This is a genomic window from Floridaenema flaviceps BLCC-F50 (genome assembly GCF_041929275.2).
Classification (GTDB): Bacteria; Cyanobacteriota; Cyanobacteriia; order Cyanobacteriales; family Aerosakkonemataceae; genus Floridanema; species Floridanema flaviceps.
This window is the reverse complement of sequence record NZ_JBHFNR020000001.1, coordinates 1,348,161-1,373,557: the sequence shown is the minus strand read 5'-3', so window position 1 is coordinate 1,373,557 and position 25,397 is coordinate 1,348,161. Positions and strand designations below refer to the sequence as shown.

At 40.5% G+C, this 25,397-nt stretch carries 23 protein-coding genes and 1 pseudogene; 10 read left to right on the top strand and 14 right to left on the bottom strand.

All coding sequences use genetic code 11. From position 1 onward, the window contains the following. Positions 1-27: 27 nt before the first annotated feature. Positions 28-645, top strand: a pseudogene (locus ACE1CI_RS06590) (RNA-guided endonuclease InsQ/TnpB family protein); the annotation flags it as partial. 294 nt (positions 646-939) lie between these two features. On the opposite strand, the gene ACE1CI_RS06585 reads toward ACE1CI_RS06590, so the two are convergent. Together ACE1CI_RS06585 and ACE1CI_RS06580 are read right to left on the bottom strand one after the other, a co-directional pair. After that, the gene (locus ACE1CI_RS06585) at positions 940-1,761 is read right to left on the bottom strand and encodes a squalene/phytoene synthase family protein (RefSeq protein WP_496615280.1); all 822 of its coding nucleotides are present in this window, start codon (positions 1,759-1,761) and stop codon (positions 940-942) included. A 177-nt stretch (positions 1,762-1,938) separates the two neighbouring features. Beyond that, the gene (locus ACE1CI_RS06580; RefSeq protein WP_413266873.1) at positions 1,939-2,952 is read right to left on the bottom strand and encodes an aromatic ring-hydroxylating oxygenase subunit alpha; all 1,014 of its coding nucleotides are present in this window, start codon (positions 2,950-2,952) and stop codon (positions 1,939-1,941) included. Positions 2,953-3,277: 325 nt separating this feature from the next. Between ACE1CI_RS06580 and ACE1CI_RS06575 the strand changes: the two genes are divergently transcribed. Then, positions 3,278-4,330, top strand: coding sequence for a mevalonate kinase family protein (locus ACE1CI_RS06575; RefSeq protein ID WP_413266870.1), 1,053 nt, complete (start codon positions 3,278-3,280; stop codon positions 4,328-4,330). A gap of 70 nt (positions 4,331-4,400) precedes the next feature. Here the strand turns inward: ACE1CI_RS06575 and crcB (ACE1CI_RS06570) are convergent, their stop codons facing one another. Both crcB (ACE1CI_RS06570) and crcB (ACE1CI_RS06565) read right to left on the bottom strand, forming a co-directional pair. Beyond that, a complete protein-coding gene (crcB, locus tag ACE1CI_RS06570; protein WP_413266869.1) occupies positions 4,401-4,820 on the bottom strand; it encodes a fluoride efflux transporter CrcB in 420 nt (139 codons plus the stop codon). A gap of 51 nt (positions 4,821-4,871) precedes the next feature. Next, the gene (gene crcB, locus ACE1CI_RS06565; protein ID WP_413266868.1) at positions 4,872-5,273 is read right to left on the bottom strand and encodes a fluoride efflux transporter CrcB; all 402 of its coding nucleotides are present in this window, start codon (positions 5,271-5,273) and stop codon (positions 4,872-4,874) included. 107 nt (positions 5,274-5,380) lie between these two features. On the opposite strand from crcB (ACE1CI_RS06565), the gene ACE1CI_RS06560 reads away from it, so the two are divergent. Then, positions 5,381-6,052 carry an SDR family oxidoreductase gene (locus ACE1CI_RS06560; RefSeq protein ID WP_413266867.1) on the top strand — a complete coding sequence of 224 codons (672 nt, stop codon included), beginning with the start codon at positions 5,381-5,383 and terminating at the stop codon, positions 6,050-6,052. Positions 6,053-6,171: 119 nt separating this feature from the next. On the opposite strand, the gene ACE1CI_RS06555 is transcribed toward ACE1CI_RS06560, so the two are convergent. Then, positions 6,172-6,609 (bottom strand): hypothetical protein, encoded by a 438-nt coding sequence (locus tag ACE1CI_RS06555; RefSeq protein ID WP_413264373.1) that lies wholly within the window; start codon positions 6,607-6,609, stop codon positions 6,172-6,174. Positions 6,610-6,684: 75 nt separating this feature from the next. Here ACE1CI_RS06555 and petN point away from each other — a divergent pair, with 75 nt between their 5' ends. Then, complete coding sequence (gene petN, locus ACE1CI_RS06550) at positions 6,685-6,774, top strand: cytochrome b6-f complex subunit PetN (protein WP_413264374.1); 90 nt, start codon at positions 6,685-6,687, stop codon at positions 6,772-6,774. Between the two features lie 4 nt (positions 6,775-6,778). After that, positions 6,779-6,931, top strand: coding sequence for a hypothetical protein (locus ACE1CI_RS06545; protein ID WP_413264375.1), 153 nt, complete (start codon positions 6,779-6,781; stop codon positions 6,929-6,931). Between the two features lie 122 nt (positions 6,932-7,053). On the opposite strand, the gene ACE1CI_RS06540 is transcribed toward ACE1CI_RS06545, so the two are convergent. Further along, entirely contained in the window at positions 7,054-8,202 is a 1,149-nt protein-coding gene (locus ACE1CI_RS06540) for a CAP domain-containing protein (RefSeq protein WP_413264376.1), read from the bottom strand. Between the two features lie 349 nt (positions 8,203-8,551). On the opposite strand from ACE1CI_RS06540, the gene smc reads away from it, so the two are divergent. Both smc and ACE1CI_RS06530 read left to right on the top strand, forming a co-directional pair. Continuing rightward, positions 8,552-12,217 carry a chromosome segregation protein SMC gene (gene smc, locus ACE1CI_RS06535; protein ID WP_413264377.1) on the top strand — a complete coding sequence of 1,222 codons (3,666 nt, stop codon included), beginning with the start codon at positions 8,552-8,554 and terminating at the stop codon, positions 12,215-12,217. A gap of 61 nt (positions 12,218-12,278) precedes the next feature. Then, positions 12,279-13,271 carry a PRC-barrel domain-containing protein gene (locus tag ACE1CI_RS06530; RefSeq protein ID WP_413264378.1) on the top strand — a complete coding sequence of 331 codons (993 nt, stop codon included), beginning with the start codon at positions 12,279-12,281 and terminating at the stop codon, positions 13,269-13,271. A 172-nt stretch (positions 13,272-13,443) separates the two neighbouring features. Here ACE1CI_RS06530 and ACE1CI_RS06525 read toward each other — a convergent pair whose 3' ends face one another. The 4 genes from ACE1CI_RS06525 to ACE1CI_RS06510 all read right to left on the bottom strand — a co-directional run bounded on the left by ACE1CI_RS06525 (position 13,444) and on the right by ACE1CI_RS06510 (position 15,777). Then, positions 13,444-13,710 (bottom strand): ribbon-helix-helix domain-containing protein, encoded by a 267-nt coding sequence (locus ACE1CI_RS06525; protein WP_413264379.1) that lies wholly within the window; start codon positions 13,708-13,710, stop codon positions 13,444-13,446. Positions 13,711-13,919: 209 nt separating this feature from the next. Next, the gene (locus ACE1CI_RS06520; protein ID WP_413264380.1) at positions 13,920-14,744 is read right to left on the bottom strand and encodes an Rpn family recombination-promoting nuclease/putative transposase; all 825 of its coding nucleotides are present in this window, start codon (positions 14,742-14,744) and stop codon (positions 13,920-13,922) included. Between the two features lie 23 nt (positions 14,745-14,767). Beyond that, positions 14,768-15,418: an ImmA/IrrE family metallo-endopeptidase gene (locus tag ACE1CI_RS06515; protein WP_413264385.1), complete on the bottom strand. Its 651-nt coding sequence runs from the start codon at positions 15,416-15,418 to the stop codon at positions 14,768-14,770. Positions 15,419-15,426: 8 nt separating this feature from the next. Further along, entirely contained in the window at positions 15,427-15,777 is a 351-nt protein-coding gene (locus ACE1CI_RS06510; RefSeq protein ID WP_413264381.1) for a helix-turn-helix domain-containing protein, read from the bottom strand. A gap of 134 nt (positions 15,778-15,911) precedes the next feature. Between ACE1CI_RS06510 and ACE1CI_RS06505 the strand changes: the two genes are divergently transcribed. Genes ACE1CI_RS06505 through ACE1CI_RS06495 form a run of 3 tightly spaced genes read left to right on the top strand, consistent with a single transcriptional unit; the run spans position 15,912 to position 19,553 of the window. After that, complete coding sequence (locus ACE1CI_RS06505; protein WP_413264382.1) at positions 15,912-16,517, top strand: methylmalonic aciduria and homocystinuria type D protein; 606 nt, start codon at positions 15,912-15,914, stop codon at positions 16,515-16,517. A gap of 4 nt (positions 16,518-16,521) precedes the next feature. Beyond that, on the top strand, positions 16,522-17,343 hold the full coding sequence (locus ACE1CI_RS06500; protein WP_413264383.1) for a PD-(D/E)XK nuclease family protein: 822 nt from the start codon (positions 16,522-16,524) through the stop codon (positions 17,341-17,343). Further along, positions 17,340-19,553, top strand: a complete 2,214-nt coding sequence (locus ACE1CI_RS06495) for a Piwi domain-containing protein (RefSeq protein ID WP_413264384.1) — start codon at positions 17,340-17,342, stop codon at positions 19,551-19,553. Before ACE1CI_RS06500 ends, ACE1CI_RS06495 begins: the two co-directional genes overlap by 4 nt. Before the next feature lie 360 nt (positions 19,554-19,913). Here the strand turns inward: ACE1CI_RS06495 and cheB are convergent, their stop codons facing one another. From cheB to ACE1CI_RS06475, 4 genes are all read right to left on the bottom strand, one after another. Continuing rightward, positions 19,914-21,059 carry a chemotaxis-specific protein-glutamate methyltransferase CheB gene (gene cheB, locus ACE1CI_RS06490; protein ID WP_413264386.1) on the bottom strand — a complete coding sequence of 382 codons (1,146 nt, stop codon included), beginning with the start codon at positions 21,057-21,059 and terminating at the stop codon, positions 19,914-19,916. 26 nt (positions 21,060-21,085) lie between these two features. Beyond that, complete coding sequence (locus tag ACE1CI_RS06485; protein ID WP_496615279.1) at positions 21,086-21,250, bottom strand: hypothetical protein; 165 nt, start codon at positions 21,248-21,250, stop codon at positions 21,086-21,088. Between the two features lie 43 nt (positions 21,251-21,293). Continuing rightward, positions 21,294-23,816, bottom strand: a complete 2,523-nt coding sequence (locus ACE1CI_RS06480; protein WP_413263794.1) for a hybrid sensor histidine kinase/response regulator — start codon at positions 23,814-23,816, stop codon at positions 21,294-21,296. Between the two features lie 137 nt (positions 23,817-23,953). Continuing rightward, a complete protein-coding gene (locus tag ACE1CI_RS06475; protein WP_413263793.1) occupies positions 23,954-25,357 on the bottom strand; it encodes a CHASE3 domain-containing protein in 1,404 nt (467 codons plus the stop codon). Between the last annotated feature and the right edge of the window lie 40 nt (positions 25,358-25,397).

Below are 25,397 nucleotides of genomic sequence, written 5' to 3'. Positions count from 1 at the left end.
ACTGGTGACAGTCTCACTGAGTTTAATGCTACTACTTCTACGGGTAAATCGTGGAGTGGGAAACAAATTCAAAGCGTTCGAGATCGATACAGTAAAGTTAGAGCTAACGTTCAATCCAAACGCACTAGGAATTCGAGAAGACTTCTTAGAAGGCTCTCCGGGAGAGAACAGCGATTTCAAAAGTGGTTGAACCACAACATTTCTAAGCAAATTGTTCAGGAAGCTAAACAATTTGATGCGGCATTGGCTTTTGAAGATCTGACCAATATCAGAGAATCCTTGAATCAAAAACCAAGGAATAAAACTGAACGTCGCAGGACTAACAACTGGGCGTTTTATCAACTGAGGTTGTTCACTCAATACAAAGCCAATATTGCGGGAGTTCAAATTGTATTTGTGCCACCTGCATACACAAGTCAAACTTGTTCTCGCTGCCATCACATTCACCCAGTTAAAGGGAAGTCGTATCGCAACGGGAAGGTTTTTAAGTGTGGGCATTGTGGGTTTGAGCATGATGCTGATGTAAATGCGGCTAATGTTATGGCTGCTTTGGGGGCTTCTGTAATCAGTCCCGAAAGTCCGGGCATGAGTTGTCAATTAGAGGGACAATTATCTCTCTTTCCGACATTTCAAATCTGTGGCTAAAGCTCCGTGTCTTTAGACCGGAGTAAGCTTACCTAAAATTTTCTCCTCACAAGCGATGATGCTATTTAGAGTTTTAGCCCCATAAAGCAGCAAATGGCTTTAGTTTATCGCCTTTTTCTCCTTTTAGCTGCTGTAGACTCCAGGGGCTCCAGGGGCTCCAGGGACTCCAGGGACTCCAGGGGCAGAAAGTAAAAAAATTCCCCTTGTCCCCCTGTCCCCCTGTCCCCCTGCCCCCCTGTCCCCCTGCCCCCCTGTCCCCTTGTCCCCTTGTCCCTGTTCCCTGTTCCCTAGCAACTACTTTTTCGAGCCAGTTACTTGCTCAATGAGAGCCATAACTGCGCTACGAGTCAGTTTACTTTCGCCATGAGCCAGCACATCCAAAGTGCCATAAGCTAAAGCCAGAGGAATGCGGCAAAAGTCCAAAGCTGGGCCATGAGGTAAAGACCTAGTGTAGGCATCAGCCAGCTTGAGATTACGACGGGCATAGATTTGCAGATCGTCAGCAGTCCAGCCATTAGGAAAATAACTTACCCCACGCAGCAAATCTTCCTTGTAGTTGCGAAGAATGTTGACAGCTTGTAAACCGCGACCAAAACCGATCGCATGACTCCGGTTAGTCTGAGTCCCATCGTACCAAGCCCACAAATCAGACAGCAGCAAACCCACAGCACCAGCGACACTGAAAGTATAGCGATCGAGATCCGCCTCCGTGTGAATTTCCCAGTTGCGTTCCGCCCAGTAAGCCATGCGATCGGCCATAGCCGCAGTAGCATCCCAAACACGAGGCGCAATACTTTCTGGTGCCAGCAAAGCCCATTCCTTCACCCGCAGGGACACTTCTGGTAGCAAAACATCCTGAGAGTGGAACTCCTGATAAAAATCATCAGGAATCACCCCATCAGCTGCACCCTGTAAACTCAGACTAATACTGCGTAACAATCTTGCCTTGACCGAATTTGCCAATTCTGGATGATCTTCAATCTCATCAATAGCACGCATACATAGATAAGCAGAAACCACAGCTGCTTGTAGTTCTAGCGGTAGACGACTTATTGGGATGTAGAAAGTCCGGCTGGTTTCTTTAAGAATCTCCAAAGCATCTCTACGTAAATCCATTCTGTTCACTCCTCTGAATATGTATGGAGTTTAAACCAATGCCGAAAAAATACGCAGCCCAAATAGCTGACAGTTAGTAAACACCCTCTTAAAGAAAGGCAGGAATTGCCCGAAAATTAAGGAATTCAAGAAAAATAAAATCATGTTTTGATGACGCAATACGACTCCCTGTTATACTTAGTGTCCCATTAGTCGGAGAAATTCCCGATCGAATTGTGCCAGCAAACTTTCTGCACTAGAATAAGGCCCAGGAGTGTAAGCGCGAGAACTTACACCAGCTTGCATCAATTCCCACACCTGCCAGTCTTGTTGATTGACTCGATCCCAAAACAGCACCGCATCCGATGGATTAAACCCAGTTTGGTTAAAGCTTTCTGGACTAAACAGCCATTCACAAACAATCATCGTTTCACTCTTGCTTTGCGGCAATAGTCGATGCACCATCACATAATCAGGAAATAGACTCAATAACAGATTGGGAAAAACTGAGTAATAGTAAACTCGGTTTAAGTCTTCTCCACTCAATTCCCCCAAAACTAACCCGCAGCGATCGCCACTCATAGTTAGACTGGTTCCTGACTGCTTTAGTTTCATGAACCCTCCCAAAAAAGCCCCAGAAAACAAATCATTCTCTCCACTGCGGTAAGGGGATAATTTCGCCAAGTTAGGGTGAATTACTGGACAATGATAGCATTCAGAGTAATTTAGAAAAATCAGCTTCCAGTTAGCTTTTACCTTGTAATCAATACGATATGCTACCCTTAGCTGTGGTAAATGCCATTGACCGAATTTCCCAATTAAAGGGGCAAAAGCACTAGTAAAGGGTTCGCAAGATTGGGATAAATTTAACAAAATAAATCCTTCCCAAGTAATGACATTCACGCGATGCAATGGGTATTCTTCGCGACAAAAATCTGCCAGTTCATTCATCAAAGGCGCAACCATTAACTGTCCATCTAAGCCATAAGCCCAAGCATGATAGGGACAGTTAATCGTTCCGGCGAAATGACCTTTTGCTTCAACACAAAGCCTGGTTCCTCGATGTCTGCAAACATTATAAAAAGCCTGAATTTCCTGTTTTGAATCACGCAATACAATTAAACTTTCCCCACCGATATCTTGCAGAAAGTAATCTCCCGGATTAGGGATTTGTTCCTCGCGCCCAACACATAGCCAACGAGTGGCAAAAATGCGATCGCACTCCTAGGCAAAAATCTCCTCAGAAGTATAGTAACCCAAGTTGCTAGTTATAAGATTAGTCTGATTCTTTGTACGTTGTTGGGCTAAAGCCCTCATAAAGCCACGTTTCCTAAGAGGGCTAAAGCCCAACAACGTACCTTTATGTAAATAACTAGCAACTTGCGTTAGTATTTTCCCGGCAGTGTCTTCGAGCCCTTGATAAAACTTGATGCTGTTTTGTGGAATTTAGTCATAAACTAATTGAAAAGGCAAAAGCTAGAAATTTAGCGGCAATAAATGGTATCTATGTTTATATTTATACTTTACCTCCTAGCAAATGTCTGAGCTAAACTTATTTGTCCCTGGTAGGCTTTGCTTATTTGGCGAACACTCAGACTGGGCTGGTGCTTACCCTCAGTTTCGCGAAACCCCCGGTTACTGCATAGCCGTTGGTACTAACCAAGGAATTTATGCTCGTGTTCGTCAGCAAGAAAATCAATTAATAGTTCGTTCCATCCTTCCCAATAACCAACAACAAAGCCTGTTTTTACCATTAGAATCAGAACAATTATTAGCAGAAGCGAAAAAAGGTAATTTCTGGAGTTACGTTGCCGGAACCTTTCACGAAATTTTGCATAACTACCCAATTAACGGATTAGAAATAGATTGTTATCGCATGGATTTACCCTTAAAAAAAGGGCTTTCATCCTCAGCCGCAATTTGTGTTTTAGTCGCTCAAGCTTGCAACCAAATTTATAATTTAAATCTTGCCAAACAACAAGAAATGGACTTAGCTTATCGCGGCGAAACCCTAACACCTTCCCGTTGTGGCAGAATGGATCAAATTTGTGCCTTTGGACAAATCCCAACGTTTCTTACATTCGATGGCAAAGCATTAGAAATTGAACCAATTCCCTTAAATGGTAGCTTTTACTATTTAATTGTAGATTTGAAAGGGCGAAAAGACACAGTGACAATTCTCCGAGATTTGAATGCTCAATTTTGTGCCGAACAAGGTGAATTTACCCAAGGAATTCGCCGCGCCCTTGGTTCTTTAAATCAAGAAATTACCGCCCAAGCAAAGCAAGCATTAATTGCCGGAAATGCGGAAAAAATAGGGGAATTAATGAAAGAAGCGCAAGAAATATTCGATCGCCTAATCGCCCCCGCATCTCCCACAGAATTACAAGCGCCAAAACTGCATAATTTACTAAACTATTCCCCCATTCAAAACCTAATTTGGGGTGGCAAAGGAGTCGGTTCTCAAGGCGATGGAACTGCCCAATTACTAACTCGTAGCGCCGAAGCTAGAACATTAACCCAGTCAATTATTGAAAAAGATTTAGGTTTACCATGTTTAAATTTGACTCTCCAAACTAAAGATAAATAGCCATCGCTTTGATAAATACTTTAAATCGCAGAAACCCGGTTTCTGTTTGCTGAGCAAATGATATTTTGCCTCAGCTATCAAATCCTTCGTAATTAGAATTAAGGCTACCTAAAATTACGCCCAATTTTACAGCTACCATTCCCAACATTATGCTGCCTAACCAATAGATTAAAGCCACTGTTGTAGCACCTTTATCTATTTGTAAAACAGTCTCTAATCCGTAAGTTGAAAAAGTGGTATAAGCACCACAAAAACCAGTTGCGATCGCCAATCGATATTCAATTGGAATACTCCTAAACTTTCTCTCGTTTAAAGTGTAAAACAAGGCAATGATAAAACAACCAGTTACATTAATAAAAAACGTGGCATAGAAAGCGTAATCTTTACCAATTAAATCTTTGGTCAATTCAGCGATTAAGTAGCGCCCTATTGCACCCGGAATGGCACCTACAGAAATTGCTAATATCGTGCGATTAAAACTATTTTGCATGATTCAACCCCCAGTAATTAAATTATTGGACATACTTTGATGATTTCTGTGCTAATATCCTACGATTAGCTGCGCGAAATAACGACCGATTAAAACACCAATAACCGCTAAAAATGCACTACCTAACCAGTAAAAAATGGTAGCTCCATTCTTGCCATTTCGCCACAATGATAAGGTATCGTATCCGTAAGTTGAGAAAGTTGTATAAGAACCCAAAAACCCCGTTCTAATCAGCAAATCTATTTCAGGCGGAAAGCCAGGAATTCCCTGAAATAAAGTGAAGAAAAAACCGATTAGTAAACAACCTGTAAAATTGATAATAAAAGTGCCGTAAGGAAAGTTTCTCCCGATCGCACTTTTACACAATTCAGTCACATAATAGCGAGTTAAAGCACCAGGAATCGCACCAATAGCGATCGCAATTACACCAGACAAAGTAACATTTTGCAGCAACTAACCTCTCCTTATATAATCAAAATCAGCAACATATATTTATTTATAAAAAATAATAAAGCAATATGCCTTATAATTAAGGTCAATTATAAATTTTAGGAACCAACATGACAGAAGCATCCTATATATTTCTAGCAGGGGCAAGTCGCGGCGTAGGACGAGAAATTGCCATAAATTTAACAGAACAAAACCAAAAAGTAAAAGCACTACTGCGTTCAGAAGCAACTCGCCCAGAACTGGAAGCGATGGGAGTTAAAATTGTCATGGGAGACGCATTAGACAAAACTGCAATGGAACAAGCAATGCAAAGCGACACCATTCAAGCAGTAATTAGCACAATAGGCGGTTTACCCAAAGACGGCGAACGTGCAGACTATTTAGGTAACAAAAACCTCATTGATGCCGCAGTCAAAGCCGGAGTACAAAAATTTATTTTAGTCACTTCAATTGGCACTGGCAATAGTGCAGTTGCCTTACCACCCCAAGCAATGCAAACCTTGGGTGCAGTTTTAGCAGAAAAAGAAAAAGCAGAACAACATTTAATTGAAAGTGGACTAACTTACACAATTATCCGACCAGGGGGACTAAAATCAGAACCCAGCACTGGCAATGGAGTACTCACAGAAGACTACAAAATTGCCGGAACAATTCACCGCGCTGATGTAGCAAAATTAGTGTGTCGCTGCCTATTTTCCCAACTTGCCGATAATAGAATTCTCTCAGCGATCGATCGCAACATGATCTACGGACAACCAGAATTTACCGAATTTATAGTTTAACAGGGACTAGGGACTAGGGACTGGGAAAGTTTTGAGTTTCAAACTGTCTCCCCATCTCCCCATCTCCCCATCCCCCCACCTCCCCACCTCCCCATCCCCCCATCCCCCCACCTCCCCAGCTACCTTGCAGGTTTAACCCATTGACGGTAAATTGCTAAATCGAGGATAAAGCGGGCGAAAGCGAATAGTAAAAGACTTTCAACACAGAGAAAACCTAAAGACCAAAAGGTATTTTCCCACTTTAACCCGATATCCACTTGGGCTAAACCTCGTACTAGCCCAAAGGATAACACCGCACCTTCTTGGAGATGGGAATTTTCATCTTGGCGAATAATGTAGCGGTAAGTGATTCCAAAGAGAAAACCACTTAAAAAAGCTACTCCGCCGCTAAATAAAAGATTAATTACTGTTGGAGTTTGCCAAATAGCAACAGCCGGAAACTGCTTTGCCAAAAACAGATGTAACAGCGTTATGACGCTAAATGCCAGCGACAGAGACAAAGCGCCACAAATACCAGCCTTGAGAGATTCTATCCGTTCTGCGTTTAAGTCGTCCAAAGTTCAGATCCCACCACTAACGAAGTATGATAATCCTTGGAGTCATTTTCGATCTTTTGGTTGTAAACAAAGCTTATGGATATTCTCTCTTTAGGTTGGGTTGCTCTGTTAGTTCTCTTTACCTATTCAATTTCGATGGTAGTTTGGGCGCGTAACGGTTTGTAGAAAAGTGGAATCAACAATACCTATTTACAATGTTCTCGCCGTAGCAGCCTTAGTGCTACTAGTTACCGTCACTGGTGGCGTTATCTACTTAACGTTAGCAGATTGGCGCGATCGCAGACGACAAGACAGCGATAAACGTTCTTCTCGTCGTCGCTGAAACTGCGGCAGGGGGGCAGGGGGGCAGAGGGGCAGAGGGGCAGAGGGGCAGAGGGGACAAGGGGAATTTTGACTTTCTCCTTCTGCCTTCCGCCTTCTGCCTTCTACCTTCTACCCTCTGCCTTACAAAATAGTGAAATCTGCTTGAGTAATGCTAGTAGATTGAACCCCTTGCAACACAGCTAACAATTGCCCATTACTGGAAATCAAAGTATTCGCCGCATCACTTCCAGTACCCTGAGTAATTGAGAGATTAGCAAAACTTAAACCACCACTTAATCCCAGAAAATCAATCCCATCAGCGAAATCAGTAATTACATCTGTACCTTTATCTAATTGCAAACCAAAAATATCGCTTCCTTCGCCACCAGTTAGAATATCAGCACCGAAATCACCAAACAGAGTATCTTTACCTACATCACCAAATAAAACATCATTGTCTTGACCGCCGTAAAGGATATCATTTTCTTTACCACCGTAGAGAGTATCTTTACCGATGTTGCCGTAGAGGAAATCATTGCCTAAATTGCCATATAAAACATCTTCACCCTTACCACCATAAAGATTATCGCTATCCTGACCGCCATATAGGGTGTCATTGCCTAAATTACCATTGAGGAGATCATTTCCCAGATTGCCGAACAAAACATCGTTACCATCACTGCCAAAAATTTGGTCATTGCCTCCTAAACCCTGAATTGTATCATTGCCAATAGTTCCAAACAGCGTATCATTGCCTTCGGTACCTAAAATTGGATTGCTGGCGGTAGTTAGCGCCGGAGTTCCTGTAGGGTCTGTTTGCTCACCAAACCATATAACTGCGTATCCTTTGTAAAGACCAACGCCCAAAGCATTCCATTTAAGATTTTGCCACATTCCTTGGTTGAGGATGACTGCATTATGTGAGGGGCTGTTTTTCCAACCTTGTAGCGCATCCGTCGCTGTTGCTACATAATTTCCTGAACCGCCAAAAGCATTTTCGTAACCATTACCAGAGTACCCTGTGTTGAACCGTTGCGGTGCTGTCCACATTGCAGAATAAGTGCTAGGGTTGTTGGGGTCGTAAACAGCATCGCTCCAAGAGTGAGTTAGAGTACCAATGTTTTCTGCTAAATCTTGGACATGGCGATTAGCAACGATGCTTAACGCTTTGGATGCTGCTATTGGTGCTAGTCCATTTTGGGTGCGATATTCATTGATGAGATTGTAAAGCTTGGTTTCTTCAGATTCAAAACCGTCTCCGGGTAGGTTTGAGTAAATATTGACTGCCATAATAATTTCTCCTTAAGTGCCAAACAGTGGCAAATGTACCCTAAGTAAAATAACAATCTATACCAGTGTGCTGGTGATTGTTTTCACAGCAATGGTTTAATCCTCACTAGATTTATAATTCCCAGAAAAGATCTAAATATCAGTAGGGAAGCAAAAATTTTTATTTTTACCAAACTGTACGTACTCTGACAAAACTAGAGAGCAGGGGAACTGGAAGTAAACAGGAAAATTCGGCACAATTTTTTTAACAAGGAAGGTTGGCTTTCCGAAAGGTAACTATGCTAACCTGTTGAGAATCGCTACACTGGCTGATACAGTTGTATTTTCATGCTTGGTTCGCCCAGCGTCTATGGTTCATATCAAGCGCATGGAATTATCTCACTTCAAGTCCTTCGGCGGCACTTCCCAAGTCCCTCTGCTGCCGGGGTTTACGGTTATTTCTGGGCCAAATGGTTCGGGAAAATCGAATATTTTGGATGCGCTACTGTTTTGTTTAGGTCTTGCTAGTTCTAAGGGTATGCGTGCGGAACGTTTACCTGATTTGATTAACCACAATCACCAAACTAATCGCGGAACTGCTGAAGCTAGCGTTACCGTGACTTTTGATTTGTCCGATGAACCTGGGTTTTTTGTCGCAGAGGAAGAAAGCGGGGGAGATGGGGAGATGGGGAGATGGGGAGATGGGGAGATGGGGGAAAATACTCCCCCTACCTCCCTACCTCCCCACCCCCCCACCTCTGATTCCCAGTCCCCGAAGGAGTGGAGTGTGACGCGGAAGTTGCGGGTGACGAAGCAGGGGAGTTATACCTCGACTTACTTCATTAATGGCGAGTCTTGTACGCTGACGGAGTTGCACGAGCAGTTGAACCGTTTGCGGGTTTACCCGGAAGGTTACAATGTGGTGTTGCAGGGGGATGTGACTAGCATTATTTCGATGAATGCTAAGGAACGTCGGGAAATTATTGATGAGTTGGCGGGTGTTGCTGCTTTTGATCGGAAGATTTCTCAGGCGAAGGAGACTTTAGAATCGGTTAAGGAAAGGGAAGATAGTTGTCGGATTGTGGAAAGGGAGTTGATTTCGCAGCGCGATCGCCTTTCCCAAGATAGAATTAAGGCGGAAAAGTATCAGAAACTCCGGGCAGAATTACAGGAAAAGGAAAAGTGGGAGGTTGTCTTAGTTTGGCAAACTCTCCGAAATCAAGAATTTCAGTTAAGGGAGCAAATTGCATTAGGCGATCGCAATTCTACCCAATTAACTGAACAACTGGAAACTCTCAATCAACAAATTCGGGAAGTTAGCGCTGAATTAGAAGAGTTGAATGCCAAAGTTAAAGCTTTGGGTGAAGAGGAACTTTTATCATTACAAGCGGTTTTAGCAACTCAAGAAGCTGAAAAACGACAATTACAATTACGCCAAACGGAATTAACGACAAGTTTTAATGAAACGGAAAAGCGATTAAGGGAAACTCGGCAGGAAATTGAGCAACATCAACAAAATTTAGCTCGAATTTCTGAAGAGCAGGAAGTTGTTAGAAATGAGTTGGTGGGATTGGTTGCGCTGCGAGATGCGGCACAGTTGGCGGTTAATCAGAGTCGGGAAAGTGCTAGTGCGATCGCATCTTCTTCAGAAGCTTGGGTGTTACAACAAACTTCCCTAAATCGCCAAGTTGAAAATCTCTTAGCAATCATCGATCCGCAACGTACAGAACAAGCACAATTAAGGGAACGTTTTACTAATTTAGAAAGACTAGTTGAAGAACAAACCCAACTTTTAGAATCTCTAGCACCGCAGTTAGAAAGTAAACAATCTCGATCGGTGGATTTTGAAAATCAATTACAAGAATCTGGGTCAAGAGTTCAACAGTTAGCTGAGAGATTATCTTACTCAGAACAAGAGTTAAAACTGCAACAAGACACGCAAAAACGCCTGTCTCAAGAACAGCGAGAAAAGCAACGTCAACTCGATAAATTAGAAGCGCAACAACAAGCGCAACAAGAAGCTCAAGGAACTTACGCGACTAAGTTAATTTTACAGTCGGGAATGCCAGGAATTTGTGGTTTAGTTGCTCAATTGGGTAGAGCTTTTCCCGAATATCAATTAGCTTTGGAGACTGCTGCTGGTGCGCGTTTAGGACATTTAGTGGTTGAAGATGACGGCATTGCGGCGGCGGGAATTGAATTATTAAAACAGAAGAAGGCGGGAAGAGTTACCTTCTTACCTTTGAACAAAATCCATGCACAAAAAGTTACGCCGATTGTGGCGTTAAGATATGCTAACGGATTCATTGATTATGCGATTAATCTGATAGAATGTGAACCGCGATATCGAGATATTTTTGCTTACGTTTTTGGGAGTACGATCGTATTTAAAACCCTGAGTGATGCGAGGCAATATATCGGTCAATACCGTATGGTAACTTTGGATGGGGATTTGTTGGAATCTAGCGGGGCGATGACTGGTGGAAGTGTTAGTCATAATTCTGGGTTACACTTTGGGACAGGTCATTCTACTGAATCGGTAGAAATAGTCAGTTTGAAGAATAGATTGCATGATATCGAGTTAGTTTTGGAGAGATGCGAACAGAGTATTGGGAAACTGACTCAAGATATTAAACAACTGACTCAGCAGTTAAGTGAAGCGAGACAAGAACGCCGGGAACAGGAGTTACATTTTGAACAGTTGAAGAGAGAAATTAATGGGTTGAACGAACAGCGATCGCAACTGAACTCCCAAATCGCCAAAAATACCTTAGAATTAGCTAGTGCCAAATCTCGCTTGCAAGTTTTAGAAACTGAATTACCCGCCAACGAAGCGAACTTAGCCCAATTAAGACAAAGTTTAGCCGAGTTGGAACAGTCGCAAATTCACAGCGAATGGCAACAAATGCAAGCAACGATTAAAGTGCAGGAAGCAGAACTCAATCAACGGGAACAAAATCTGCGAAATGCCGAACAAAGACTGAAAGATTTAGAGAATCAAAGTCAACTTTTACAATCAAGAATTGACGAATCTCAGCGTCGAGTAGCAGAATACGAAACCCAAAGAAATCTGCAACAAGAACAGTTAAATACTGTAACTAATCAAGACTTGGAAATTAATGCTAAGATTGCCGAAACTGGAGTGGCGATGATTCAAGCTGAAGCGAAATTAGGAGAAGAGAAAAAGACAAGAGATGCCAGGGAAAATAAATTGCGTCAGTTACAAAAATCCCAACAACAAACCGAATGGGAATTGCAAAAATTGCAAGAAACTCAAGTTGCACGTCGGGAAGAATTGACAAATGTCCAAACGCAAAGACAAACTCAAGAAAGCGAATTACCCGAACCTTTGCCAACCGTACCAGAGAATACGAATTTAGAAGAATTGCAGAAAGAAATGCGGAGTTTGCAAAAGCGGTTGCAAGCGATGGAACCTGTGAATATGTTAGCGTTGGAAGAGTACGATCGCACGCAAGCGCGTTTAGATGAACTAACGGAAAAACTAACAACTTTAGAAGCAGAACGTACAGAACTTTTACTGCGAATTGAAAACTTTACAACCTTGCGATATCGAGCTTTTAAAGAAGCATTCGACGCAGTAAACGAGAACTTTCAGAAAATCTTTGCCGAACTTTCCGAAGGTGATGGTAGCTTAACATTAGATAACCCAGAAGATCCTTTTGCTGGGGGACTCAACTTAGTAGCACATCCTAAAGGAAAACCAGTGCAAAGACTAGCTTCCATGTCAGGAGGAGAAAAATCTTTAACCGCATTGAGCTTTATTTTCGCCTTACAACGCTATCGCCCATCACCGTTTTACTCATTTGATGAAGTAGATATGTTTTTAGATGGAGCAAACGTCGAACGATTAGCTAGAATGATTAGACAACAGGCCGATCGAGCACAGTTTATCGTGGTTAGTCATAAAGGCCCTATGATCAAAGCAGCAGAGAGAGTAATTGGAGTGACTCAAGCAAGGGGAGCATACACCCAAGTTTTGGGAATTAAGTTGCAAACTGCGACCAAACCTAACTAAACTTTGTTTCATTAAGATTGGTATTATAAAAGGATTTTTAACCAGGATTCGGGATAAGTTAATGACATCTGATCAGATCCGCCTTCGCTCAGAAATATTAGGTACACAGGTAATTACCCGCGACACGGGTAAACGCCTGGGTGTAGTAAGTCAGCTTTGGGTAGATATCGATCGCCGAGAGATAGTCGCGCTCAGTTTACGAGATAATATACTTGGGATCGGTGGTATACCCAGAAATATGCTTTTAGAACGCATCCGTCAAATAGGTGACGTTATTTTGGTAGATGATGATAGCGTCCTAGAAGATGATGTAGATGTAGAAGCATATAGTAATCTAGTCAACTGTGAAGTAATTACAGAAACAGGCGAACCTTTAGGTAAGGTAAGAGGTTTTAAGTTTGATATTGAAGACGGTAAACTGACTTCTTTAATCATTGCTTCTGTAGGTTTACCACAAATTCCCGATCGCATAGCGGGTTTTGAGACAATTAGTACTTATGAGTTACCCATTGAAGAAATTGTCAGCAGTGGCCCAAATCGGTTAATAGTATTTGAAGGTTCCGAAGAAAGACTGGTACAATTAACCGTTGGTGTAATGGAACGCCTGGGTATTGGTAGAGCACCTTGGGAACGGGAAGAAGACGAATTTGCGCCTCCTGTAGCTATTAGACCAGAAAATCAGTTGCCTAAAGGAGAACCTTTGCGTGCTGCTAACCCCCAACCAGTTCGCATCAACAAACCTGTTGTCGAACAAGAATGGGATGATGATAACTGGGAAGCAGAGCGTCCGCAACCTTTACGCAAAATGGCGCAAGCAGAACCAGTTTACGAGGAAGAGTTAGAAGAAGCAAATTGGAGCGAACCACCCCAACGGACTTTCGCGCAAAAAGCTTACCCCGAACCAGAACCGCCACGTTTTGATAACCGGAATTACGATGATGAGGAGGAAGACGTTTGGGCGGATGATGAAGCGCCTAAACCTTACAAAGCTCCGAAGATAAATATTCCTGAGAAGAAGAAAGCGCCGGAATACGAAGAGGAAGAACGGTACTAAAAATTTGGGTTTTTAATAGTAAGCGGTGGTTTCTTTAGGGAGTCGCCGCTTTTGGTTTATTTGTAGGGTGTGTTAGCGCAGCGTAACGCACCATTATTTAGTTTTGGTGTGGTAATTTTAGGCTTTTTTTGAACCCATCTGAATGCAGATGAACGCAGATGTTAACCTAGCTTTATTGTTGTGTCTCACATAATTTAGTAAGTTTTTGATCTAATCTTTCAAACGCGATTTCTAGAGGGAAATTTTCGCCTCGTTCCAGTTCTGCTAGTCCAACTTCTACTTTTTTGCGAGTTTCCTTTAACCACTGTTCGTAACTTTTGATTTGTTCTTCTAATAAGTTTAATGCTACTGCGATCGCTTCTTCTGCATTAGCAAAAATTCCTCGTTCAATTTGAGATTGGATAAACTGTTCTTGTTCTGGCTTGAGAGTAATATTCATTGCTTCTTGCCCCTTATGTACTTAAATTAATGGTAAAACTAAATAAGATTTTCTACAATTTGCGATCGATCTTCTCTTCCCTTCCTTCGCGATCTTCGCGTAGCGGTGCTACGCGAACGCGGTTCAATAAAAAAAAGCGATCGCATTTCTCCACAATAAAACCTCTCTCGCTATATGTCGTTAAATTTAGGATGATGTAACTAGAGTATTTAGTTAACCCTTAAATTTCGCACTTCCTCCAAGTTTAATCCTGTTGTTTGACTGATAGTTTGGTCGTCTAATCCTACATCAATTAATCGCTTGGCAATTTCTCGTCTGTTTTGATTAACCGCCTTTGTAATCGCATTGCGCTGATCGTAAATGTAAATTTCTCGCTTTTCTAAATCTTCCAACTCATCACGACTTAAGTTCGCTTGATTAGCAATTGCAAAAGCTTTTTGAATTTCGGGAATTTCCCCTATTTCTTCTGGTACAGTTGACAAACTCCTAGCAGTTTTCAGGAAATAAATCCATTTATCGGTAAGGGTTTCTAACTGAGCCAATTCTTTGTTAAATTTGGGCAATTCTACAAATACTAACTCAATATCATAAATTGAATAATCAACCAAGTAATCTTGCTCTTTGAGGGCAAAGCGAGAAATTACTTTATCCCAATTGGAAAACATTTCAAAATCGGTAATTGTTAGAGCAATTACAGGATTTAAAAGGTTGTAATTTTCTCCAGCATCCAGTTGAATTGAATAAGCTTTAGCGGCGTTGTATAAAATGCGCTTTTCAAAACCTTCAACATTCAATACTTGCATTTCGATAATTACAGTTTTGTCGTCTGTAATTTTGGCTTTGACATCCAAGTAAGTATCTTTAATACCTCTAATTTTCGGTGCTAGATAAGGGTTAAGTATTTCTAAATCTTCAATGGTGGGATTGCCGTTATAAAGTAAGGCATTTAAAAAGCTGATTAAAATATCTTTGCTTTGTTCAGAACCAAAGATTTTCTTAAAGGCAAAGTCGGTTTTGGGATTGATGAATCTCATTGTTCATCCTCATAACGAAAAGCTTATTTTTTGCGACAAGGTGCGGATTTACCCAAGTAAATTATCTTAGAATCAGGAGGAATAATAATCCAATCTAGCTGTTTTAAACGATTTTTAAGATTAGATATAGTAACACCAATATCTTTAGCCATTGCATAAAGGTGAGGCCATTTTGTTAAATCTTTTCCTATCTGCATTTCTTCTAAAATGTATTGGGGCATGAGTAAATAACTGGCAAAAAGTTGAGCTTGCCGCTCCATTTTTTGCAGCTGACCACTGACAGCCCGACACAAAAACGGCTGCACATCTATGTCAATCCCCTGTTTTAACCTTTCCTGAAAAATGCCAGCAGCTTTTTGGTCGATGTGAAAAACCCAGTGTCCAAGTTCATGGGCTACTGTTGATTCCTCAAAACCTTTAGGCAGTTCTAAAATATCTTCATTAATTTCTATCAGACGCTCCAGAGGTAAAATCCGAGCCGCTATCTTTCCTTGAGGATCGGGTGGTATCCTATCCCAAACAACATCCAGCCCCAAAAACTCAGCCACACGGGTAGCATCCAAAGGCCACTTTGGAATATATTTGGGCGTTTTTTGCATTCGCCTGAGAATGTCATTAGCCTGACGTTCAATTTCACGCTCAGGAATAGGGCGATAAGGCTTGATAATATCTATATCCAACATTAGTTCTCCTCATTTTCTGATTGTCTAACCTCCCGAAATATCTTGTTGGCAAATTCGGGATTTTCTTGCATTCTGCGGAACAAAGCAGGCATAAATTTATAATGCTGCTTCAGAAAATCTTCATCACGCTGAGGGATACGACCAGCAAGGAAAATTAACTCTTCTTCGTCCAAATCCAAATTGCGTGCTAACGATCTAATGACTTCCTCTTTAGGTGAATAGTCTGCACGGTCATTTTCTAACTTGGACAGGTATGTAAAATCCAATCCTAGCAGCTTCGACAGTTCGCGTTGACTGTAGCCCTTATCCTTGCGAGCTTCACGGATAAGCTTGCCAAAAGTGTGTTCCACGTTTTTTTCCCTACTTACTCATGAATCATACTAGGACTTGACGAAAAAATCAAGTTTTGTTGACGAAAAAGCCAACATCTGTGATAGGATATATAGAGTTGAATAAAAAGCCAACATAATTAAAGGCGCTATATATGGACTCAGGCGATTACAAAACACTTTATGTAGAGCAGATGAACACCACCCAGCAAGGCAATCTGATAAATTTGACCACACAAACAGGACAGAGAGTTGAGATTTCCATTCATCAGCCAAGTCCATTCATGATTCAAAACTTGGAGCGAGTCATCCCAGATTGGAATTTATCTGTTTCGTGGGTTGTCGTTGTCTTGCAGCAATCTCGATACCAGATGTTAGAAAGCACAGATCACATTGAGAGGGAAAAAGAACGACTTCGGGAAAAGTTCATGCGCTTTGGGTTTGATGTGGCATTTGATTTGCGCGATCGCGGATTTTTGGCAGATTTGATTGACCCTAGAACTGGCTATCCTTTGCTCTCACGCATAGGAGAAATCCGCCATGATGATACAGCTGCGGTAGAAGCACTCTTGGGTTTCCCAGTAATTCAGAATAACTGTCGTGTACTAGAACATCCCAACTGGGGAACCGCAGTTTATCCAAGTATCTTAATGTCTTCTGCTTCCCCAAAAACCATCAAGCCTGTACTGAAAAAAGTAGCAACTCAGCATGGTTGGAAGACACTAAAGACAGAATTACAGCTATCTATTTCAGGAGTTTAAACTTATGAAAACACCTTGGCTACCCTATGCAAGTTTTAATATTTGGTCACAGTTTGTTCCGGCTATTGGGCAAGAACACTACCACTGTGACATGAAGCGTGGTTTTGCGAGGGCGCAAAAGAAAGAACCATTGGTAAAAGCACTTTTAGAGCAAGATACCATAATTCAACATATTGGTTTGCTGGCACAGATGGCTGTTTACGAATTTCATCAGGATATCCAACTGTTGCAACACTCAGATGGGGTGGAAAAAATAGCAGAAAATCTAAAATTAAGCCAAGAGTCAATAGAGGTTCAGCAGCGACTTATTGGAATTATCAAAAACTACCATAAAAATCCTATTTTACTCGGAAAAAATATCGTCAAATTGAGCCGAGGAGATGAAGGTTTTCCTGAACCGATACAGATTAAACATGGTAATTATTGGTTCAATTTGTTTGCGGCTATTGACAGCATCTTCCTTGAATCAGACGGCAAGTTACACATTTTAGATTTTAAAACTGGTAAATCTGATTTTGACAGAAGACAAGCATTTGTTTACCTTCTAGCTGCTACCTACCTCTACCCAGACAAGAAAGCTGTTGCCTCATTCTATAACTTGGAAAGTAGTAAATGGTCTGAGCCAATTACTGCAACAAATGCTCAACTTAACGCCATTCAGAATGAGTTAGCACGAATCGCCCAACGGCATCAAGCAGAGTTAAGCCGTTACAAGAAAAATCTAGGTGACTTTGCCCAAATTTTTCCTGCCAATCCTGGCTTTAACTGCCGCTACTGTCAATTTAGTTCAATTTGTAAATTTTCTGTTTCTGAGGTTCCAGCATGACTGCTACTGATTCATCCACCCAAGCTGTGACATCTTTCAGTGAAGTTTTTCCTTTGAAATACTCACAACTCAAATTAATGTGTTTTCGATTAACTCCTGAAATTGAACAAAAAGATGGTAATCGTTTAAGCTACCATTTTAGTCGAAAGCTACCAGAAACTGTTGTTATATGGCACAAGCCTTATTTTTGGGTTTTAGCAGCAAGTAATAATCACCTACCTAGCCAAAATCAATTAAAAGAAGTGTTAACAACTATTCAAGATGAAGTGGAAGGTTTTCAGGAGCGTTTTTTTTCATTCCAATGGGTACGTCAGCCACAAGAAACACCCTCGATTATTTCCCAGTTGGCTGTTCAGATTTTGAATAAAACTCAATTTTCATATCCAGTTGTTTTCTCAGATAAAGGAGTTGAAGTTAGGAGAGAACCGGATTTTTGGACTGAAATTATTCAATTAGAAGGTGAGTTACAGCCAGCTATAACTTTAACTGTTTTTAGCAGTATTGTATTTCGGGAAAATTTAGCTGATTTCTATGAAAATCATCCTCAAAGGCAAAACCCAGAACAACTTTTAATCGGTTTGAAAGTTCAAAGTATTGAACGGGGTAGTAACGCCACAATTGTCGGTATTGTCGGAACTATGGAGGAATATAGAAAAGACTTGCTGGAAAAAGCCACTGGTTCTATTAGTAAACAAGCACTAAAAGAGGCTCCTGACGCTCAACCTGTAGTTGCTGTACAATTCGGTAAAAGTTCAAACCAATATTATTATGCTATGGCAGCTTTACGTCCTTGCGTTACCTCAGACACTGCTGACCAATTTGAGGTGGAATATGGGAAGTTACTCAAGGAAACTAAAATTTCTCATAAAGATAGGACAAATCTTTTAAGTCAATACAAAACAACAGCTAAAAATGCTTTAAAAGCTTATGGATTTGAAATAGAACGTAGTATTAATAGGATTGAGCATCCATCTTTATTTTGGGAACCAGAAAAGCCACTTGAGGAAACTACTCTATTGTTTGGAAATAACTTTGAAGGAAAGAGAGGTAATATACTAACAGGTCTTAAAAAAGGAGGTGTTTATAAACGTCACGATGATTATCAGGATAAATCGCGAGTAATCCAAATTGCAGCGTTGAAACTTTGTGATGTGAAGGTAAATCTGTTCTTGGAGCAAGTTAAGCAACGTCTTCGCAGCTATGGATTTGAGAGTGAAATAATTACTAAACAACCTTTGTCAATCAATAATTTGAGTATAACTGAGGCAAGAGCGGCTATTGAAAAAGCTGTTCATGGATTAGTTGCTGTACCGCATGATATTGTTTTGTCATTTCTTCCTCAAAGCGATCGCTATGCTGATAACAGAGAGGAAGGTAGCTTTTATTATCAAATTTACTCGTTGTTGCTGCGTCGTCAGATTGCTAGTCAAATGATTTATGAGGATACTTTGAGTAATCCTGGTAACTATCAGTATGTTCTAAATCAGGTAATTCCGGGAATTTTGGCAAAATTAGGAAACTTACCTTTCGTTCTGGCTGAACCTTTAGAAATTGCTGACTATTTTATTGGTTTGGACATTTCCAGAGTTTCTAAAAAAAGGCAAGCTGGTACGATGAATGCTTGTGCAAGTGTGCGCCTTTATGGGAGACAAGGGGAGTTTGTTCGTTATCGATTAGAAGATGAAGTAATACCAGGTGAAGAAATTCCCCAAAGATTGTTAGAACGATTGTTACCAGCAGCAGAATTAGAAAATAAGACTGTCCTGATTTACCGAGATGGCTCTTTTGTTGGCAAGGAAGCTAACTATTTAGTAGAGCGAGCTAAAGCAATTAACTCTCAGTTTATTTTGGTGGAATGTAAAAAGTCTGGTGTTCCCCGACTGTACAATCTGAACGATAAAGTGGTGATAGCACCATCAAAAGGATTGGCACTTCTTTTATCATCTCGTGAAGCGATTCTAGTGACAACTAAAGTTTCTTATAAAGTAGGTTTAGCTCGTCCCATACGTTTAACAGTTCATGAGCTAGGACATCAAGTTCCAATTGTAGATATTCTAAACACTACGCTGAAACTAACACTACTACATCATGGTGCATTAAAAGAGCCTCGTTTACCTATGCCATTGTATGGATCTGATCGTATGGCTTATCTGCGATTACAAGGTATTCGTCCTAGTTTAATGGAGGGCGATCGCCAATTTTGGCTATAAAAACATCAATAAAAGAGGAACACAATGATAATTGAATTACAGCCAGAGTATTTAAGCAAAAACGGAAAGAAAGAATTTGTTGTCCAATAGTGTAGTTAAAGAAATTGAGCCAGTTCCTACTAATAACTCACAAGCTGTATTTCTGAGAGCAGCAATCAAAATCTGCCAGCATTGGAAACAGGGAAAATTCCCGGAAAAAACTTGCTGGGCATCATGATTTAAGGTTCGTGTAAAGATGGGTAAATAGCGATATGCCTACGGCAGGCTACGCCAACGCACTTCCCCAAAGCCCTTCTCTCCCTTCTCTTCCTTCGCGTCCTTTGCGTTCTTTGCGGTTCAATAAAAAAGATCGATCGCACCCTACCCACCACCCCCATTCACTATATTCAATTGTTTGAGTAACATTGAGGCAATTTGATTCACTGGTAAAATGTGTTTTGCCGCACCTAAAGCGATCGCTTCTTTCGGCATTCCAAACACTACACAACTTGCTTCATTTTGAGCAATAGTTATACCTCCTGCTTGCGCGATCGCTAACATTCCATCAGCACCATCGCGCCCCATACCTGTTAACAAAACCGCAATATTTGCGGCACCATAACATTTAGCTACAGAATTAAAAGTAACTGTAACTGAAGGACGATGACCAGAAACAGGCGGCGAATTAGTACAGAGAAATCTACCGAAACCATCTAATTCTAAATGTCTACCTTCTGGAGGGAAATAAACTACTCCGGGTTGAGGTATTTCGCCAAATTTAGCAATTTTTACTGGTAGCTGACATTCTGTTCCCAACCAATCTACTAAACCTTGCAAAAATCCCTCACTAATATGTTGTACACAAAGGATTGGTAAGGGGAAATTCATCGGTAATTGAGAAAGAATAGTATTGAGTGCTTGTGGCCCTCCTGTAGAAGCACCGATAGAGACAATTTTAGGTTTGGAATGATGATTTTGAAATGGTAAATTAATTGCTGGAGGTCGTGAAATGGGAAAATTTGTTTTAGTTTCTAACTTAATTGATTGATGATTACCTGCGGTTGTGTGTGCAGTGCGATCGACTGGCATTGTAATATTACTATTGCGGCGATGCCTAGTAAATACAGTCACCCCAGAAAGAATTTTGATTTTGCTAATTAACTCCTGTTTGAGCAATTCATATTCTTCAATTGATGGAGATCGAGGTTTCGGAAAAACATCAACCGCACCCGCATTCAGCATTTTAAAAGTAGTTTGGCTATCTTCCGCTTGCACAGAAGCACTAATTACCAAAATTGGTCGAGGAAACCGTATCATTACTTCTTCAGTAAATTCTAACCCATTCATTTGTGGCATATGGTAATCTGTACAAATCACCTGTGGCTGAAGTTTGGGAATTAATTCTAAGGCTTCTCGACCATGACGAGCAGTTCCCACAACTTCGATGTCTGGAGATGCGGCTAAAATGCGTTTCAAGATTACCAATGCTACTGGTGAATCCTCAACTAATAAAACTCGAATTGGCATTTTGTTCATTTGTCATCTGTCATTTGTCATTCGTCATTGGTCATTTGTTTTTGGTCTTTTTTGCTCATGACTAAGTAGGTAGATCTAAATAAAGTAAAATAAAGGCGGGCAAGATGCCCACCCCACAAGATTTTCAGCTTTCTTGTGGGGTGGGCATCTTGCCCGCCCCATTGATAGATAACTATTTTCATTTTATTTATTTGCACCTACTTAATCACCGATGACTAATGACTTTTAAACGAGTCTTCTGAGCGTATCTAATAACACCTGTTGGTTAAAAGTGCCTTTGGTAATATAGGCATTGGCACCTGCTTCTGCACCCCTTTTTTTATCTTCATCGCTGGCTAAGGAAGTTACCAAAATAATCGGTATTTCGCTATATTCTTTATTTTGACGAATTTTGGCGGCGAGGGATAAACCATCTAAATTCGGCATTTGAATGTCGGAGACTATAGCATCATAAGAGCGAGATTTTAATTTGGTAAGTGCATCCATGCCATCGACGGCAGTTACTACTTCATAACCTGCTCCTTCTAGGATACGTTTTTCTTGGGTACGAATGGCGATCGAATCTTCTACTAACAAAATAGCTTGTTTGCGTTCTGTTGCAGGCAAGGATTTTACAGAGCGTCTTGCAACTTTTGACACCGCTTGCTTACGCACAGATTTAATTAAATCTTGGGGATTTAACACCATACAAACTTCCCCAGTACCCAAAATTGTCGCACCAGAAACATTCCGCACCCGCTTGAGCAATTTACCTTGGGGTTTGAGCATTACATCCTGTTCATCTAGTAATGCGTCTACGATTAATCCCAAAGTAGCATCTCCTACTTTAATAATAATACAAGGCAAATGTTGAGAATTTGTAGCTACTTGCTGAAGCGGCAGAGTTGCCCATCCCTGCTGATGATTTATTTCTAATAAATCAGCTAAGTGAGTCACTGAAATAGGTTGAGAATCGACAAGAATTGTATCTTGTCCTTCAATGGGAAAAATATCTTCCTGTGTAATTAACCGCGCCATCATCACATATTCCACAGGAATTGCATAAGAAATGTTATCAACTGAAACAATTAATACGTGCGCTGTCGCTAAAGTTGTGGGTAACAACATCCGAATTGTACAACCCATTCCGAAATCAGATTCAACTTGGATATTGCCTTTCAAATGTTCTACATTATTCCGCACTACATCTAAACCTACACCCCTACCCGAAACTTCGGTGACAAATGTACGGGTAGAAAATCCCGGTATAAAAATTAAAGCTTGAATTTGGGATGGTGTCATTGTGATCAGTTCTTCTTCGCGATAAACACGGCGTTTCAATGCTGTTTGTTTGATTTTTTCAATATCTAATCCCCTACCATCATCGATAACTTCTATTACTACATTCGTTGTTGTTTGTTTCGATCGCAATATAATTGTTCCTTGGGGAGGTTTACCAAGGCGGCATCTTTCTTCTACAGTTTCAATTCCGTGATCGACACAATTACGAATCATGTGCATCAAAGGATCTTTCATTTCTTCAATGATGCGTTTATCGGCTTTAGTTTCTCCTCCTTCAATAATGAAATTAATTTCTTTACCTTGTTGTTTAGCTAAGTCGCGTACCATGCGAGGAAATAAACTAAAAATAGTTGATAATGGTAACAGTCGCAGAGTTCTAATTCCATCGGAAAGTTCATCAGAAATTACTTCTAGTCTTTGGACATCTTCATAAAGAGAATTTCGTAATTTGTTAACTAGCATTCCCAGCTTTTCCAGAAAATTTTCTTTAGTTCTGGATGAATCTTTTTTTAGTGCTAAATCGGAGCTTTGCGGCAGAGAAAACAGAGAAGCTGCAACGGGAAAAAAGGCGTTTTGTGCTGATTCAGTTGTGACTGTTGTTCTAGAAGATTGGGATTTAATGCGGCTATATTCTTCACAGAAATTGGTGATTTCTTCAATTTCTGCTAGTCTGTGATTAATCCGAATTTTCGTGACTGTAAGTTCACCTGCTTGAGTCATTAAGGAGTCTAAATGCCGAGTTTCTACTCGCACGCTTTCAATGCGATAAGTTTGTTCAACGGGAGTTTTGTTGGTTGCTTCTTTTAGAGATTCTGGAGAGTTTTCTGAACTTGGGGAAATGCTAAAGGTTAGTTTTTGAATTTCGTTGAGGGGAACTACGGAGGATGTAATATTTGGAATATTAACGGTTGGCGGATCTTCTACTTCTGGGTGAATTACATCTACATCAGTGGCAGTAGTTGGAGTTTCTGCTGCTAAATTTTCCGTTGGTTGCTCTAAAGATAGGGTGTCTTCTTCGTGAGTTTCTGCTGCTGTTTCTGTTTCTGATGATGGTTGATTTTCTGTTGAATTAGCTGAAGATTTTGGGCTATTTCCTCCCATCATATAAGCTAAAACATGGAAGGGATCAATGCGGGGTGGAGTGCCTGTAACTGCTTCTACTACTAATTGGCTAATGGCATCTAATCCTTGGTAAAGTCGATCGCTAACATCAGGCGATAGTTCTGCTTCATCTCGTTTTATTGTACCTAAAATATGCTCTAATTGATGGGCGAGAGTGGAAATATCTTTTAATCCCAACATCCCAGCATCACCTTTGAGACTATGTGCTTCCCGCATGAGTTCTTCTAAATTTGCTTGCTCATGAGGATTTTTTTCTAAGTGCAGCAAACCTTCTTCTAATTTTTGTAAATGTTCTTCGCTTGCTGATTTAAAGATAACTCTCAGTTCTTCATCGTCGATATACATTATAATTTTCTCCTTTGTTATTGTTTATTTATGTTTGGTTACAGGTAAATTTCTAAGCCTAATAACATTCGATTATGTAATTTTAATTTAGTAATCATAATTTTCTCTCTGTTAGTATCTACCAGATTTTTTACTCTTTAAACTATTCTTTTCAGATTTATGGCTGCTTCATTTAACCTTTGGGTACCTTCTTTAGTTTGGCTGATTCCACTAGCAGCTTCAGCTGCTCCTTGATTCAAGTTATTCATAGCTTCAACTACTTGTTCGATCGCAGTTGCTTGTTGCTTGGCATTCAAAGAGATTTGTTGGGTACTAACAACTACATCGTTAATTACTGCGACAATTTCTTCTAATGTTACTTTTCCTTCGTCAGCTGCGATTATTGTGGAATTGGTTGCTGATTGAATGTCAAAGACAATGATATTAATTTGCTCAGCTGATTGTTTACTTTGATCTGCCAATTTACGAATTTCGCTAGCTACAACACCAAAACCTTTGCCATGTTCGCCAGCACGCACTGCTTCTACAGCTGCATTGAGAGCTAACATATAAGTTTGGTTGGCTAATTGGCTAACTAAAGTGGAAATTCTGCCAATTTGGTGAGTTTGTTTACTCAAATTAAGAATTTGTTCAGCTAATGTAGAAATCTTCTGTTTCAAACTAATTTGATGTAATCCTGAATTGTCTTCGTATCTACCATCAACTAGGTTTAATATTTGCCTTGCTCCTGTAGCTACTGCTTCTGCTTGTTCTGCCGATCTTTGTGAGGATATATTTAATTCGTCCATTGTCGTAGTTGTTTGATTAACAGCTGTTGCTTGTTGAGCAGCTGTACGTTCTTGCTGAACAATTGTGGTGGCAATTTCATTGCTAGAAGTAGCGATCGCAGTAGCTACCTGATTAATTGGTTGAATAATTTGACGACTAATAAAAAGTACAATAAATGAACCGATTAACACCGCAATTACTGTACCACCGATCGAAACAACTTGAGCTAAAAATTCTGCTTGCTTTGCGGCTTCAATTCTTTGGGCTTGCAGAGCATTTTCTTGCTTAATCATTAACTCAATATTTGCTCTGATCTGATCCATAATTCTCTTACCTTTACCAGAGACTACCAAGGCTCTTAGTTCTTTTTCTCTGTTCGTATTTTTTAAAACAATAGTTGTTGCTAGTTCATCCATTTTTTGCCGCACTAATTCTTCAACTGTATTCAATTTTCTTTGTTGCAAAGGGTCTGCCATTTGTTTACTTAAATTACCCAAAGTGCGGGGAATTAATATTCTCGATTGGTTATAGGGTTCTAAAAAGTTTGCTAACCCTGTGTAGATAAATCCCCTTTGCCCTGTTTCCGCATCCACTAACAGTTTTTCTAGTTGTTTCAATTCGGCTTTAACTTCATAAGTATGGGCAACTAATTCAGTCGCTTTAGTCAATCTTTCCATAGTTATTTTAGATACGATTCCAATTCCTAACATAACTATAAAAATTGTGCCAAATCCCAGAGGAACAATTAAACCTAACCTGATTTGTTTTAGCATTTCTTTCTCCTGAGCAACCTTGATATTAAGTATGGTATTT